This window comes from Streptomyces sp. Je 1-4 4N24 (assembly GCF_026239515.1).
GTDB classification, from domain to species: Bacteria; Actinomycetota; Actinomycetes; order Streptomycetales; family Streptomycetaceae; genus Streptomyces; species Streptomyces nigrescens.
On record NZ_CP110836.1, the window covers coordinates 6,792,905 to 6,807,975 of the forward strand.

9 protein-coding genes are annotated in these 15,071 nt (G+C 73.4%); 3 read left to right on the plus strand and 6 right to left on the minus strand.

What is annotated here, in order from left to right:
- Positions 1–76 precede the first annotated feature (76 nt).
- Genes SLV14N_RS29645 through SLV14N_RS29670 form a run of 6 tightly spaced genes read right to left on the minus strand, consistent with a single transcriptional unit; the run spans position 77 to position 7,565 of the window.
- Positions 77–1,090: a CoA ester lyase gene (locus SLV14N_RS29645; protein ID WP_263271761.1), complete on the minus strand. Its 1,014-nt coding sequence runs from the start codon at positions 1,088–1,090 to the stop codon at positions 77–79.
- The gene (locus tag SLV14N_RS29650; protein WP_263271762.1) at positions 1,087–2,358 is read right to left on the minus strand and encodes a CaiB/BaiF CoA-transferase family protein; all 1,272 of its coding nucleotides are present in this window, start codon (positions 2,356–2,358) and stop codon (positions 1,087–1,089) included. Before SLV14N_RS29650 ends, SLV14N_RS29645 begins: the two co-directional genes overlap by 4 nt.
- Complete coding sequence (locus tag SLV14N_RS29655) at positions 2,355–3,872, minus strand: ADP-ribosylglycohydrolase family protein (RefSeq protein WP_263271763.1); 1,518 nt, start codon at positions 3,870–3,872, stop codon at positions 2,355–2,357. The genes SLV14N_RS29650 and SLV14N_RS29655 overlap by 4 nt, the downstream gene beginning before the upstream one ends.
- The gene (locus SLV14N_RS29660) at positions 3,869–5,173 is read right to left on the minus strand and encodes an ADP-ribosylglycohydrolase family protein (protein ID WP_263271764.1); all 1,305 of its coding nucleotides are present in this window, start codon (positions 5,171–5,173) and stop codon (positions 3,869–3,871) included. Before SLV14N_RS29660 ends, SLV14N_RS29655 begins: the two co-directional genes overlap by 4 nt.
- Positions 5,170–6,462, minus strand: coding sequence for an ADP-ribosylglycohydrolase family protein (locus tag SLV14N_RS29665; protein WP_263271765.1), 1,293 nt, complete (start codon positions 6,460–6,462; stop codon positions 5,170–5,172). The genes SLV14N_RS29660 and SLV14N_RS29665 overlap by 4 nt, the downstream gene beginning before the upstream one ends.
- On the minus strand, positions 6,459–7,565 hold the full coding sequence (locus tag SLV14N_RS29670; RefSeq protein ID WP_263271766.1) for an ADP-ribosylglycohydrolase family protein: 1,107 nt from the start codon (positions 7,563–7,565) through the stop codon (positions 6,459–6,461). Before SLV14N_RS29670 ends, SLV14N_RS29665 begins: the two co-directional genes overlap by 4 nt.
- A gap of 362 nt (positions 7,566–7,927) precedes the next feature.
- Here SLV14N_RS29670 and SLV14N_RS29675 point away from each other — a divergent pair, with 362 nt between their 5' ends.
- The 3 genes from SLV14N_RS29675 (at position 7,928) to SLV14N_RS29685 (ending at position 15,042) form a co-directional block, all read left to right on the plus strand.
- Positions 7,928–8,659 carry a VIT1/CCC1 transporter family protein gene (locus SLV14N_RS29675; RefSeq protein ID WP_208688162.1) on the plus strand — a complete coding sequence of 244 codons (732 nt, stop codon included), beginning with the start codon at positions 7,928–7,930 and terminating at the stop codon, positions 8,657–8,659.
- 289 nt (positions 8,660–8,948) lie between these two features.
- Entirely contained in the window at positions 8,949–13,589 is a 4,641-nt protein-coding gene (gltB, locus tag SLV14N_RS29680) for a glutamate synthase large subunit (protein ID WP_208685059.1), read from the plus strand.
- Positions 13,582–15,042 carry a glutamate synthase subunit beta gene (locus SLV14N_RS29685; protein ID WP_127150365.1) on the plus strand — a complete coding sequence of 487 codons (1,461 nt, stop codon included), beginning with the start codon at positions 13,582–13,584 and terminating at the stop codon, positions 15,040–15,042. The genes gltB and SLV14N_RS29685 overlap by 8 nt, the downstream gene beginning before the upstream one ends.
- Positions 15,043–15,071: the final 29 nt, after the last annotated feature.

Genomic DNA, 15,071 nt, shown 5'->3' on the forward strand with positions numbered 1-15,071 from the left:
TCGCCGAACGCGCCGGGCGGACCCGACACACCGGGTCCGCCCGGCGCTGTGCTGTCCGGACGCGGCGGTCGGGCGGTCAGCGCCGGCGCCCGGCCAGATCCAGCACCCGCCGGGCGCCCGCGACCACCGCAGCGTCGACGAACCGGCCGTCCGGCAGCGCCAGCGCCCCGCCCTCCGCCGTGGCGGCCCGCACGATCTCCTGTGCCGCCGCGATCTCCTCCGCCGAGGGGAGATACGCCGCTTCGATGACCGGGAGCTGGCGGGGGTGGATCGCCGCCCGGCCCAGGAACCCCAGCGCCCGGCCGCGGGTGCAGGACCGGGCCAGCCCGTCGAGATCATGGACGTCCGGGTGGACCGACTGCGGCGGCGGGGCCAGACCGGCCGCGCGGGCGGCGACCACGGTCCGGCTGCGCGGCCAGGCCAGCCCCCTGTCGTCCCGCACCCCCAGCTCCCCGCACAGATCGGCCTCGCCCAGGGCGATCCCCCGCAGTGCCGGATGTGCGGTGGCGATGGCGAAGGCGTGCTCGATGCCCAGCGCGGATTCGAGCAGCGCGTACAGGGCCGGGGTGGCGGGCAGGGCCGTCGGGGCGGGCGGGGCCGCGGGGGCGAGGGTGGCGGTGGTGCCGGGGGGCGTACGGACCGGGGCGGCAGGTCCCGCGACGGCGTGCCCGGCCGGCCGTACGGGGGCTTCCGCGGCGTACGGGAGGTGCTCGGGCAACTCCGCGGCCGTCGTCGCCCAGCCGGCGGCGCGGTGGACATCGGCCGGGCCCTGCACCTTGGGCAGCCGGAGACCGGCCAGGCCGGGCAGTGGGGCCAGGGTGCGGATCTCGTTCTCGGCGAGCGGGCCGTCCAGCGCGTTGACCCGGACATGGACCGGCACCGGCACCGGGCCGCTCAGCAGCTCGGCGGTGGCCCGCAGGGCATGGTCCTTGCGGTCCGGGGCGACCGCGTCCTCCAGATCGACCACGACCACATCGGCCCCGCAGCCGAGCGCCTTGGCGACCACTTCCGGGCGGTCCCCGGGTACATAGAGCCAGGTCAGCGGGGTGGGAGCGGGGGCCTGCCCGGGGGTGTGCGGGGCCGGGCTCACAGCGCACCCGCCGTGCGCAGCCCGTCGATCTCCGCGTCGGTCAGCCCGAGCCCGGCCAGCAGCTCATCCGTGTCCGCGCCGTGCGGGCGGCCCGCCCAGTGGATGGCGCCCGGTGTCTCGGAGAGCCGGAAGAGGACGTTCTGCATCCGGACCGTGCCGAGTTCGTCGTCCGGGACCTCGGTGATCGATCCCAGTGCCGCGTACTGCGGGTCCGCCATCACCTCGCGGATGTCGTAGATGGGTGCCACCGCCGCCTCGGCCTTCTCGAAGGCGGCCAGCACCTCGGCCCGGTCGTGCCGGGCGATCCAGCCGCCGACCGCGGCATCCAGCTCATCGGCGTGCCGGGCCCGCCCCGCGCCGGTCGCGAACCAGGGCTCGTCGATCACCTCGGGCCGGCCGACCAGCCGCATCACCCGCCCGGCGACCGACTCGGTCGAGGTGGAGACCGCCACCCAGGAGCCGTCGGCGGTGCGGTAGGTGTTGCGCGGGGCGACGTTCGGGGAGCGGTTGCCGGTCCGCGGCTGGACGTGGCCGAGCTGGTCGTACCAGAGCGGCTGCGGACCGAGGGCCGTCAGGATCGGTTCGATCAGGGCCAGGTCGATGACCTGGCCGCGGCCGGTGGTCTCCCGTCCGCGCAGCGCGGCCAGCACGGCGTACGACGTGGTCAGCGCGGCGATCGCGTCGGCGAGACCGAACGGCGGCAGGGTCGGCGGACCGTCCGGTTCACCGGTGAGGGCGGCGAAGCCGCTCATCGCCTCGGCGAGGGTGCCGAACCCGGGGCGCCGGGCGTACGGGCCGAACTGCCCGAAGCCGGTGACCCGGGCCAGTACCAGGCGCGGGTTGACGGCGGACAGCTCGTCCCAGCCCAGGCCCCATCTCTCCAGGGTCCCGGGCCGGAAGTTCTCCACGATGACATCCGTCCCGGCGGCGAGCCGCAGCAGCACGTCCCGGCCGCCCGGGTGGGACAGATCGAGTGTCATGGTCCTCTTGTTGCGGCCCAGCAGCTTCCACCACAGTCCGATGCCGTCCTTGGCGGGCCCGTGGCCGCGCGAGGGGTCGGGCCGGTGCGGATGCTCCACCTTGATCACCTCGGCGCCGAAGTCCCCCAGCAGGGTGGCGGCGAGCGGACCGGCGAACAGGGTGGCGAGATCGAGTACCCGCAGCCCGGCGAGCGGACCGGGGCCGGGGGCCCCGGGGGCGGGGGCATCGGGGGAGGTGTGCTCGTCGGCGGCGGGCCGGGGTGCCCCGGACAGGGACGGGTCGGTCATGGTGCGGGGGCCTCTGTTCGGTCGGAGGGGATACCGGGAACGACGGGGTTGCCGGGCATGGCGGGGTCGCCGGGCATGACGGGGATACCGGGCACGACCAGCGCGGCGGTACGTTCCGCGAGGGCGTCGAAGCCGATGCCGTCCATTCCGCGGACGCCGGTGGCCAGCCGGTTGCGCAGCGGTGCCGTCCAGTGGGCGGGCAGCGCGGCGGGCGACCCGGCGAGCAGTCCGGCCAGCGAACCGGCGGTGGCACCGTTCGAGTCGGTGTCCCAACCCCCCGACACCGCACGGCAGATGGAGCCGGTGAAGTCACCGTCGGCATGGGTGAGCGCGGCGGCCAGCAGCGCCGCGTTCGGTACGGCGTGCACCCAGTGGTGGTGGCCGTACGCGGTATGCAGCCGGTCGACGACGCCGGCGAAGGCGGCCGGGGTGCCGGTGGGCTCGTCGTGCGCCAGCGCGATACCGCGGCGGACCGCCCGCGCGAGCCGGGACCGCGCGGGGATCACGGCCAGCCCGGCCCGCAGCGCACCGTGCACATCGGTGCCGCCGCCGCCCGCCGCGGCGAGCGCGGCCGCCACGAACATCGCGCCGTACACCCCGTTCGCGGTATGGCTGAGCGTCGCGTCCCGCCAGGCCTGGGCCGCGGCGGCGGCCGGGTCGCCGGGGTGGGTCCAGCCGTGGATGTCGGCGCGGATCTGGGCGCCGATCCACTCCCGGAACGGGTTGCGGTACCGCGCGGTGTGCGGCGGTTCGATGCCGTCCAGCAGATTGCGGTACGCCAGGCGCTCGGCGGTGAAGGTCCGGCCGGCCGGCAGCTCGTCCAGCCACAGGCGCGCCACCTCGGCCGTGGTGAAGCCGGGCCCGTGGCGTTCGAGGAGCAGCAGACCGAGCAGTGGGTAGTTGAGGTCGTCGTCCTCGGGCATACCGTCGATGTTCCCGGCGAGCGAGGTGGCGCGGCTGCGGCGGTTCCAGGGGTGTCGCGCGGCCACCGCCGGGTCGAGTCCGGCCTCGGTGAAGTACCCGGCGAGCGGCCAGTTGCCGGTGGCGCGGGCGAGTTCCCTGACCCCGCTGAGCGGCAGCTTCTCGACCGGCTTGCCGAGCAGACAGCCGGCCGCCCGCCCGAGCCAGGCCGCCTCCAGCCGGGCGGCCGGCGCCCCGCCCTCCGGCCGCGGACCACCGTCCACGGGCCACGGCGCCCACTCCTCCTGGATCGCCGTCAGCCCGGTGGGCTCGTCGGCCTCCGACGGGCAGGGCAGCAGCGCGAGTTCATCGAGCAGGGTCCCGGCGAGCGCCCGCAGGGCCGGACCGGCCGGGCCGGGGGAGGCGCCCGCCCGTCCCGGCGCCGCCGTACCGCCCGCCGCCCGCCACCGCCGCGCGATACCGGCGGCGTCCCGGCCGTCCTCCGCCGCCTGCCGCAGCTCATGCCCGACCAGATCCTCGGGCTGCACCCAGGTCACCCGGAGCGGCGCCGGGGGAGGAGCGGGCCGGGCGAGCGCGGCCGCCGTGGCCGTCACCGTCCGACCGCCTCCGTCATCGCGGGGATGGCCGAGATCGCGGTGAAGGCCTGCTCGTGGGTGCGCGCGCGGGCCCGGTCGCGGGTGAAGATCTCGCGCGCGACGGTGGCCAGCGCGGCCCCGGGCGCCTGCAGATCGAGGCGGCTGGCGCGGGCGACCTCCGTGCTCCACTCGGCCGGCACCGCCTCCGCGCCGCGCAAAGCGCCGACCAGCGCACCGCTCATCGTGGCGATCGAGTCGCTGTCACGGCCGTAGTTGACCGAGCCGAGGACGGTGGACCGGAAGTCGCCGCCACCGATCAGCAACATGCCCAGGGCGATGGGGAGTTCCTCGATGGCGTGCAGCCGGGAGGGCCGCCGGGCGCCGAGTGACGGGTTGCGGTAGTCCGGACCCACCGTGTCGAAGGGGGCGACGGCCGCGCGCAGCGGGGCCGCCGCCGACTCGGGGCCGGCGACCGAGGACGCGGCCTCGCAGACCGCCTCGATCGCGGCCCGGGTGCCGTCCTTGGCGAGCCGCAGCGCCTGGACGACGACCGAGGAGGGGGTGGCGTCCGGGACGAACGCGGCGGCCACGGCCGCGGCGAACACCCCCGCCGCCTCCCGCCCGTAGGAGGACTGATGGGCACCGGCGATGTCCAGCGCCTCGGCGTAGGCCCGGTCCGGATTGCCGGCGTTGACGATGCCGACCGGCGCCATGTACATCGCCGCACCGCAGTTGACGATGTTGCCGACGCCCGCCTCGCGCGGGTCCGCGTGCCCGTAGTGCAGCCGCGCCACGATCCACTTCTCGGCGAGGAAGATCCGCTGCACCGGCAGCGCCTCGGCCTCCAGCTCCGGGATCCAGCGCGGGGTGCCGATCAGATCCGGTACCAGGTGGTCGGCGATGTCATAGGCGTCGAGGTGGTCGCGCACCGCCTCGTAGACCCGCACCAGCGCATGGGTCATCAGGGTGTCGTCGGTGACATGGCCGTCGCCCTTGTGGAACGGCGCGAGCGGGCGGGCGGTGCGCCAGTCGTCGTGGAACGGGCCGACGATGCCCTCGACCCGGCCGCCGTGCCGCTTCACGATCTCCTCCGGTGTCCGGCCCTCCACCGGCCCGCCGAGCGCATCGCCGACGGCGGCGCCGACCAGCGCGCCGGTCGCCCGGTCCTCCAGGGACGGCGGGACGGGGGCGACGGGGGGCACCGGGGGCACGGGCGACGGCTGTGCGACCGCGGTGACGGGGGTGACCGGCAGGATCCGGGTGGCCTGTGCGTCGGGGGCGTCCGCCGCGGCCGGTGTCTGCTCGCTTGCGTAGGTCATGTGCGGGTGAGTCCTTCCACGGTGGGGGAGGGGGCGGGAGCCAGAAGGGCACGGGAGACGGCTTCCGGACGGGCCGGAGGGGGAGCCGCGGCGGCCTCGGGCGCGGTCAGCTCCGTACGGGCGAGCAGTCCGGCCAGCTCGACCAGATCCGTGCCGGCCAGCCGTGGCAGCGCACAGCCGGACAGCACCCGGCAGGCGTCGCGCCAGGTGCGGGGCAGCGCGGGCGCGCCGCCGAGCGCACCGGTCAGCGCCCCGGCGAGGGCCGGTGCGGAGTCGGCGACCCGGGAGAGACAGGCGGCGGCCGGTACCGCCTCGGCGACCCGCCCGTCCGTCGCGAGGGCCAGTGCCAGCGCCACCGGGACGGTCTCGGCCGCGGCGATGCCGTAGCTGTAGACGTGGTCGACGATCTCGTGCTCCAGCACGGGCACCAGGGCGAAGGCCGTGCCGGGGCGGCCGGCGGCGCCGGGGCCGTCGGTGGCGAAGGACCGGGCGAGGCGGACCGCGTGCAGGGCGTTGCGGCGGATCTCGGTGCCTTCGGGGAGCTGGTCCAGTGCCGCCTCCACACAGCCGGCGGCCGCCGTGCCGCCGAGCGCGGCGGCGACCGCGGCGGCCATCGCCCGCGCGCCGTGCACCCCGTCGCCGTCCTGGGTGTAGCGCGCGTCGTACTCGGCCAGCTCGGCCGCGGCGGACGGCTCGCCCGGGTGCACCACGGCCAGGACGGCGGCGCGTACGCAGGCCGCGTCGTCGAAGTAGTGCGGGTTGTCATGGCCGGTGGCGGGCGGCCGCAGCCCGGCGGCGAGGTTGCCGAGCCCGGCCCGTACGGAGATCCGGGCGCGCAGCGGCAGGACGGCGGACTCGACCTCGGGCGCCCGGTCGGCGGCCGCGGCGACCTCGTTGGCGAGCGCGTTCCAGGCGAGATCGAGGGCGGCCCGCATCCGCCGGTCCAGGCCCAGGTCGCTGAGGGGTGCGCCGGCCGCGGTGAGCACCGATTCGGCGGTGAAGGCCGCCCACTCGGCGTCGTCGGAGGGCCCCAGCCGCAGTGGTTCGGGCGGCTGGTTGAGGGCGATCGGCACGGGCAGCGTGGTGGTCGCGTTCTGCTCGGCGAAGGTGTCCAGCTCACGGGTCAGCCGCCGGGTCCACTCCGGCATCCGCGCCGCCCGGTGCCGGGCCGCCGGCCACCCGGCGGCGTCCCCCGAGGCCACCCCGAGCAGCAGCCCCTCGATACGGCTCCGCGCACCGGCGGTGCCGCCGGGGCCGGGGGCGCTCCCCACCGCTTCCCGGCCGTTCATCCGGCCCCCACCACGGCCTCGACGCCCGTCCCGGCCGCGGGCCCCGCCGTGGCACGGGCAGCCGGGTCCGCCCCCTGCGAGGTCAGCAGCTCCGCGATGTCCAGGACGTGATAGCCCGCCATCGACGGCAGACAGCTGCCGCGCGCCGGGCCGATGGCGGCGGCCCAGGCCCCGGGGATCGCGGCGGCGCCGCACAGCGCACCGGCCAGCGCCCCCGCGACGGCCGCCGTGGTGTCGGCGTCGCGCCCCATGTTGACCGCGGTCAGCACCGAGGCGGAGAAGTCACCGCGGGCCGCCTCGAACGCACCGAAGGCCAGGCCGACGGCCTCCGGCGCCAGATCCGTCCAGGGGTAGCCGCCGACCACGACGGCGGAGCGCACCGCGCGCTCGGTGCCGAGCCGGGTGATGCCCGGGTCGTGCCGGGAGCGCTGGGCGGCGCCGACCGCCCGGCGCAGCGAGCGGGCGGTCCAGGAGTCCTCCGGCACGACGGACAGCGCGGCGGCGATCACCGCGTCGGTGGAAGCGGCGACCATGGCGGTGGCGACCCCGGCGGCCACCGCCCGGCCGCCGTAGATCCCCTCGCCGTCGTGGCTGACCGTGCCGTCGATGGCGACCAGCCGGGCGGCCTCGGCGGGCCGTCCGGCGGCGAACACCCCGAACGGTGCGGCGCGCATCGCCAGCCCGTCGCTCCAGGCGTGCCGGTGCTGGGCGGAGATGGGCGCGGCCAGGCCCCGGCGCAGGTTCTCCAGGGTGCCGCGCTCACTGAAGCCCGCACCGCGGAACGGCCCCTCGTCACGGTCGGCGATCCACCGGTGCCAGGCGGCCTCGACATGGGCGACGGTCAGCGCCGAGCCGTGCGCGGCGAGCAGCAGCCCCGAGAAGATGGCGTACTCGGTGTCGTCGGTGCCGGCCGGGTCGTCCTCGACATAGCCCTCGATCCGGCCCCAGCGGCGGCGGATCTGCGAGGGCTTCATGTTCTCCGCGGGGGCTCCGAGCGCATCACCGACGGCGAGCCCGAGCAGCGCGCCCCGGGCCCGGTCGCGGACGGCGTCGCCCGCGCCGGTCCCGGCCGGATCCGCGGGCGGAGGGTGCGCTGCGCTCATGTGCGTGCCGTTCTGTCGTACGGGCCGGACCGCCGCCGGGGACTGCGGGGCGCCGCCCGGCTTCGGACCGCTGCGCTGTATCCGTGCCACGCGACGGCCCGGCTCTCCTGTCCTGGGCGGCAGGGTCACCCGGTCGACTCCCCCGGACGGTCCCGGAGCGGGGTGTCCGGCGGGCTCCGTAGGGGCGTGTGACCCGGATCTCATCCCCGCCTTCGCGGAAAAGCCGCAGGTCAGCGCGGTAAGTTCGGCCTTCCTTGCTAGCGGCGGAGGGTAATTCCCGCATAACTTCGAAGCGTTGGAGGGGGAAGTGCCGCCATCGGCCCACACCTCGCTTGCAGGGAGTAGGTACCGATATGTCCGTCATGGAGATCATGGATGCCGCGGCGCCGACGCATGTGGCCCACCGCGACAACCACACCCACCGCGATGTGAACGGTGGCTGGCTGCGCCCCGCCGTCTTCGGTGCGATGGACGGGCTGGTCTCGAACGTCGCCCTGATGACGGGCGCCGCCGGCGGCGCGCTGTCGCAGCAGGCGATCATCATCACCGGCCTCGCGGGCCTGGCGGCCGGCGCCTTCTCGATGGCGGCGGGGGAGTACACCTCGGTCGCCTCCCAGCGTGAGCTGGTGCAGGCCGAGCTGGATGTCGAGCGGGCCGAGCTGCGCAAGCACCCGAAGGACGAGCTGGAGGAGCTGGCGGCCCTCTATGCCTCGCGCGGGGTCGAGCCGGCGCTCGCCCGGCAGGTCGCCGCACAGCTCTCCAAGGACCCGGAGCAGGCCCTGGAGATCCATGCCCGCGAAGAATTGGGCATCGACCCGTCCGACCTTCCTTCGCCCGCCGTGGCCGCGATTTCCTCCTTCGGATCGTTTGCGCTGGGCGCGCTGATGCCTGTCCTTCCTTACCTGCTGGGGGCTTCGGCGGTCTGGCCCGCGGTGCTGCTCGCCCTGGTCGGGCTGTTTGCCTGCGGGGCGGTCGTGGCGCGGGTGACGGCGCGCTCCTGGTGGTTCAGCGGGCTGCGCCAACTCGCCCTGGGTGGCGCCGCCGCGGGTGTGACGTACGTCCTGGGCGCACTGTTCGGATCCGTCGTAGGCTGATGTGTCATACGGGTGACTGCATAATTACAGCGTTACCCAGCGGTTTCGGTTTGTTGGCGGCCGGGCATAAGGCCCAGGCGTCGCGGGCAATGTCGCTCGCCGAACGCCGCCTTGTGGGACGGCCCCGTTTCCGTCCGCGTACTGACTCACCGCAGATGCGGTGTCCGCATGTTGGAAGCCCCTTTTCGCTTTTTGAGAAGGGAGTCATCCTGTAACCTGCACGAAATTTCGCGGAGGGCCAACGTCGTCCCTCGGCAATGCCTATGCCACGACGACGTTGGGAGAGCCGATGCGTTTCGCGTCCACGCACTCCGCGACCACCAGCAGCAGCGACGCCGCCGCCTGGTCGCCCATGGACGGCCGCCCCGCCCAGCAGGGGATGTACGACCCCCGCAATGAGCACGACGCCTGTGGCGTCGGCTTTGTGGCCACCCTCACCGGCGAGGCCAGCCACGCACTGGTCGAGCAGGCGCTCACCGTCCTGACGAATCTGGAGCACCGCGGTGCCACCGGCTCCGAGCCCGACTCGGGCGACGGCGCCGGCATCCTGCTCCAGGTGCCGGACGCGTTCCTTCGCGAGAACGTCACCTTCGAGCTCCCCGAGGCCGGCGCCTACGCCGTCGGTATCGCCTTCCTCCCGTCCGACGCCCAGGAAGCGGCCGACGCCGTCTCGCGCATCGAGACGATCGCCGGTGAAGAGGGCCTGGACGTCATCGGCTGGCGCGTGGTCCCGGTCGCCCCGCAGCTGCTGGGCAACGGCGCACGCTCCACCATGCCCGCCTTCTCCCAGATCTTCGTCGCTGGGGGCACCTCCCAGACGGAGTCTGGGGGAGGGAAGAACACCGGCCTGGCGCTGGACCGCAAGGCCTTCGCGCTGCGCAAGCGCGCCGAGCGGGAGGCCGGGGTCTACTTCCCCTCGCTGTCCGCCCGGACGATCGTCTACAAGGGCATGCTCACCACCGGACAGCTGGAGCCGTTCTTCCCGGACCTGTCCGACCGCCGCTTCGCCACCGCCATCGCGCTGGTCCACTCGCGGTTCTCCACCAACACCTTCCCGAGCTGGCCGCTGGCCCACCCGTACCGCTTCGTCGCGCACAACGGCGAGATCAACACGGTCAAGGGCAACCGCAACTGGATGCGCGCCCGTGAGTCACAGCTCGCCTCGAAGCTCTTCGGCGCGGACAACGCCGAGCAGCTGGACCGGCTGTTCCCGGTCTGCACCCCGGACGCCTCCGACTCCGCCTCCTTCGACGAGGTCCTGGAGCTGCTCCACCTCGGCGGCCGCTCGCTGCCGCACTCCGTGCTGATGATGGTCCCCGAGGCGTGGGAGAACTCCCCCTCCATGGACCCGGCCCGGCGGGCCTTCTACCAGTACCACTCCACGATGATGGAGCCCTGGGACGGCCCGGCCTGTGTCACCTTCACCGACGGCACCCAGGTCGGCGCGGTCCTCGACCGCAACGGTCTGCGCCCCGGCCGCTACTGGGTCACCGACGACGGCCTGGTCGTGCTCTCCTCCGAGGTCGGCGTCCTGGACATCGACCCCGCGAAGGTCGTCCGCAAGGGCCGCCTGCAGCCCGGCCGGATGTTCCTCGTGGACACCGCCGAGCACCGCATCATCGAGGACGACGAGATCAAGGCGCAGCTCGCCGGCGAGCAGCCCTACCAGGAGTGGCTGGACTCCGGTCTGATCGAGCTCGCGGACCTGCCCGAGCGTGAGCACATCGTGCACACCCACGCCTCGGTCACCCGCCGCCAGCAGACCTTCGGCTACACCGAGGAAGAGCTGCGCGTCATCCTCGCCCCGATGGCCAAGGCCGGCGCCGAGCCCATCGGGTCGATGGGCACCGACTCGCCGATCGCCGCGCTCTCCGAGCGCCCCCGGCTGCTCTTCGACTACTTCACCCAGCTCTTCGCGCAGGTCACCAACCCGCCGCTGGACGCCATCCGCGAGGAGCTCGTCACCTCGCTGATCTCCTCCCTCGGCCCCCAGGGCAACCTCCTGGAGCCGACCCCGTCCTCCTGCCGCAGCGTGACCCTGCCCTTCCCGGTCATCGACAACGACGAGCTCGCCAAGCTCGTCCACATCAACGCCGACGGCGACATGCCCGGCATGAAGGCCGTGACCCTCTCCGGCCTCTACCGGGTCTCCGGCGGCGGCGAGTCGCTGGCCGCCCGGATCGAGGAGATCTGCGCCGAGGCGGACGCCGCCATCGACGACGGCGCCCGGCTGATCGTGCTCTCCGACCGCCACTCGGACGCCGAGCACGCGCCGATCCCGTCGCTGCTGCTCACCGCCGCGGTCCACCACCACCTCATCGGCACCAAGGAGCGCACCCAGGTCGGCCTGCTCGTCGAGGCCGGCGATGTGCGCGAGGTGCACCATGTCGCGCTGCTCATCGGCTTCGGTGCCGCGGCCGTCAACCCGTACCTGGCCATGGAGTCGGTCGAGGACCTCGTCCGCGCCGGCACCTTCCTGCCCGGCATCGAGGCCGAGGCCGCCATCAAGAACCTCATCAAGGCGCTCGGCAAGGGCGTCCTGAAGGTCATGTCCAAGATGGGCATCTCGACCGTCGCCTCCTACCGCGGCGCGCAGGTCTTCGAGGCCGTCGGCCTGGACGAGGCGTTCGTCGAGAAGTACTTCCACGGCACCGCCACCAAGATCGGCGGCGCCGGTCTGGACATCATCGCCAAGGAGGTCGCCGCCCGGCACGCCAAGGCATACCCGGCCTCCGGCATCGCCGCCACGCACCGCGCGCTGGACATCGGCGGCGAGTACCAGTGGCGCCGCGAGGGCGAGCCGCACCTCTTCGACCCGGACACCGTCTTCCGGCTCCAGCACTCCACCCGCTCGCGCCGCTACGACATCTTCAAGCAGTACACCGAGCGGGTGAACGAGCAGTCCGAGCGGCTGATGACGCTGCGCGGTCTGTTCTCCTTCGCCACCGAGCGCCCCTCGATCCCGATCGAGGAGGTCGAGCCGGCGTCCGAGATCGTCAAGCGCTTCTCCACCGGCGCGATGTCGTACGGCTCCATCTCCCAGGAGGCGCACGAGACCCTCGCCATCGCCATGAACCAGTTGGGCGGCAAGTCCAACACCGGTGAGGGCGGCGAGGACCCCGAGCGTCTCTACGACCCGGCGCGCCGCTCCTCCATCAAGCAGGTCGCCTCCGGCCGCTTCGGTGTGACCAGCGAGTACCTCGTCAACTCCGACGACATCCAGATCAAGATGGCCCAGGGCGCCAAGCCCGGCGAGGGCGGCCAGCTGCCCGGCCACAAGGTCTACCCGTGGGTCGCCAAGACCCGGCACTCCACCCCGGGCGTCGGCCTGATCTCCCCGCCGCCGCACCACGACATCTACTCCATCGAGGACCTGGCTCAGCTGATCCATGACCTCAAGAACGCCAACCCGCAGGCCCGCATCCACGTGAAGCTGGTCTCCGAGGTCGGCGTCGGCACCGTCGCCGCGGGTGTCTCCAAGGCACACGCGGACGTGGTCCTGATCTCCGGCCACGACGGCGGTACGGGTGCCTCCCCGCTCACCTCGCTCAAGCACGCGGGCGGCCCCTGGGAGCTGGGCCTGGCCGAGACCCAGCAGACGCTGCTGCTCAACGGCCTGCGCGACCGCATCGTGGTGCAGACCGACGGTCAGCTCAAGACCGGCCGCGATGTCGTCATCGCCGCCCTGCTGGGCGCCGAGGAGTACGGCTTCGCGACCGCACCGCTGGTCGTCTCCGGCTGCGTCATGATGCGCGTCTGCCACCTGGACACCTGCCCGGTCGGTATCGCCACCCAGAACCCGGCGCTGCGCGAGCGGTTCAACGGCAAGGCCGAGTACGTCGTCAACTTCTTCCAGTTCATCGCCGAGGAGGTCCGTGAGCTCCTCGCCGAGCTGGGCTTCCGCAGCCTCGACGAGGCCATCGGCCACGCCGAGCTGCTGAACACCTCCCGCGCGGTGGACCACTGGAAGGCGCAGGGCCTGGACCTGGCCCCGCTGCTGCACGTCCCCGAGCTGGCCGAGGGCGCCGTGCGCCACCAGGTCATCGAGCAGGACCACGGCCTGGCGAAGGCGCTCGACAACGAGCTGATCAAGCTCGCCGCCGACGCCCTGGCCGCGGACACCGCCGAGGACGCCCAGCCGGTGCGGGCCCAGGTCGCGATCCGGAACATCAACCGGACCGTCGGCACCATGCTCGGCCACGAGGTCACCAAGAAGTTCGGCGGTGCCGGTCTGCCCGACGACACCATCGACATCACCTTCACCGGCTCGGCCGGCCAGTCCTTCGGCGCGTTCCTGCCGCGCGGCATCACGCTGCGCCTGGAGGGCGACGCCAACGACTACGTCGGCAAGGGCCTGTCGGGCGGCCGGGTCGTCGTCCGCCCGGACCGCGGCGCCGACCACCTCGCCGAGTACTCGACCATCGCGGGCAACACCCTCGCCTACGGCGCCACCGGCGGCGAGCTGTTCCTGCGCGGCCGGGTCGGCGAACGCTTCTGCGTCCGTAACTCCGGTGCCACGGTGGTCTCCGAGGGTGTCGGTGACCACGGCTGTGAGTACATGACCGGCGGCAACGCGGTCGTGCTGGGCGAGACGGGCCGCAACTTCGCGGCCGGTATGTCCGGCGGCTTCGCCTACGTCATCGACCTCGACAAGGCCAACGTCAACAAGGAGCTCGTCGACGCGGTGAACCCGCTGGACGACGCCGACAAGCAGTGGCTGCACGACGTCGTGCGCCGCCACCAGGAGGAGACCGGCTCCACCGTCGCCGCCAAGCTCCTCGCCGACTGGGATGCCGCAGCCGCGCGCTTCAGCAAGGTCATCCCGCCCACGTACCAGGCAGTGCTCGTCGCCAAGGACGCCGCTGAGCAGGCCGGACTCTCCGAGTCCGAGACCCACGAGAAGATGATGGAGGCGGCGACCAATGGCTGACCCCAAGGGCTTCCTGAACCACGAGCGCGAGATCGCCAAGACCCGCCCCGTCGAGGAGCGCGTCAAGGACTGGAACGAGGTCTACCAGCCCGGCTCCCTGCTGCCGATCATCAGCAAGCAGGCGTCGCGCTGTATGGACTGCGGTATCCCGTTCTGCCACAACGGCTGCCCGCTCGGAAACCTCATCCCCGAGTGGAACGACTACGCCTACCGCGAGGACTGGACCGAGGCCAGCGAGCGGCTGCACGCGACCAACAACTTCCCGGAGTTCACCGGTCGCCTCTGCCCCGCGCCCTGTGAGGCCGCCTGTGTGCTGGGCATCAACCAGCCGCCGGTGACCATCAAGAACGTCGAGGTCTCCATCATCGACAAGGCGTGGGACAACGGGGACGTCACCCCGCAGCCGCCCGAGCGCCTCTCCGGCAAGACCGTCGCCGTCATCGGCTCCGGCCCGGCCGGACTGGCCGCCGCCCAGCAGCTGACCCGGGCCGGCCACACCGTCGCCGTCTACGAGCGCGCGGACCGTATCGGTGGTCTCCTCCGCTACGGCATCCCCGAGTTCAAGATGGAGAAGCGCCACATCAACCGCCGCATCGAGCAGATGCGCGCGGAGGGCACCAAGTTCCGCACCGAGGTGGAGATCGGCCGCGACCTCGACGCCAAGAAGCTGCGCAAGCGCTACGACGCCGTCGTCATCGCCGCCGGTTCCACCACCTCCCGCGATCTGCCGGTGCCCGGCCGTGAGCTGAACGGCATCCACTTCGCGATGGAGTACCTCCCGCTCGCCAACAAGGTGCAGGAGGGCGACCTGACCGTCGCCCCGATCACCGCCGAGGGCAAGCACGTCGTGGTCATCGGCGGCGGCGACACCGGCGCGGACTGCGTCGGCACCGCCCACCGCCAGGGCGCGGCCTCCGTCACCCAGCTGGAGATCATGCCCCAGCCGGGCGAGGAGCGGAACGCCAACCAGCCCTGGCCGACCTTCCCGATGCTCTACAAGGTCACCTCCGCGCACGAGGAGGGCGGCGAGCGGGTCTACTCCGTCTCCACCACCCACTTCGAGGGCGACGAGGACGGCAACGTCCAGTGGCTGCACCTGACCGAGGTGGAGTTCAAGGACGGCCGGCCGACGCCGAAGCCCGGCACCGAGCGGAAGATCCCGGCCCAGCTGGTCACCCTCGCGATGGGCTTCACCGGCACCGACCAGGAGAACGGCCTGGTCGAGCAGTTCGGCCTGGAGCTCGACGAGCGCGGCAATGTCGCGCGCGACGCGGACTTCGCCACCAACGTCCCCGGTGTGTATGTCGCCGGTGACGCCGGGCGCGGCCAGTCCCTGATCGTGTGGGCCATCGCCGAGGGCCGTTCCGCGGCCAAGGGCGTGGACCGCTTCCTCACCGGAGCCAGCGCCCTGCCGGCTCCCATCAAGCCGACGGACCGGGCACTGACCGTGTGACCGACCGTCCCCCGATGTCCCGTACAACG

Excerpts from the sequence above, each read along its gene's own strand:
- SLV14N_RS29650 (WP_263271762.1), bottom strand. The coding sequence starts at position 2,358 with ATGACCGACCCGTCCCTGTCCGGGGCACCCCGGCCCGCCGCCGACGAG.
- SLV14N_RS29660 (WP_263271764.1), bottom strand. The coding sequence starts at position 5,173 with ATGACCTACGCAAGCGAGCAGACACCGGCCGCGGCGGACGCCCCCGAC.
- SLV14N_RS29665 (WP_263271765.1), bottom strand. The coding sequence starts at position 6,462 with ATGAACGGCCGGGAAGCGGTGGGGAGCGCCCCCGGCCCCGGCGGCACC.
- SLV14N_RS29670 (WP_263271766.1), bottom strand. The coding sequence starts at position 7,565 with ATGAGCGCAGCGCACCCTCCGCCCGCGGATCCGGCCGGGACCGGCGCG.
- SLV14N_RS29675 (WP_208688162.1), top strand. The coding sequence starts at position 7,928 with ATGGAGATCATGGATGCCGCGGCGCCGACGCATGTGGCCCACCGCGAC.
- gltB (WP_208685059.1), top strand. The coding sequence starts at position 8,949 with ATGCGTTTCGCGTCCACGCACTCCGCGACCACCAGCAGCAGCGACGCC.
- SLV14N_RS29685 (WP_127150365.1), top strand. The coding sequence starts at position 13,582 with ATGGCTGACCCCAAGGGCTTCCTGAACCACGAGCGCGAGATCGCCAAG.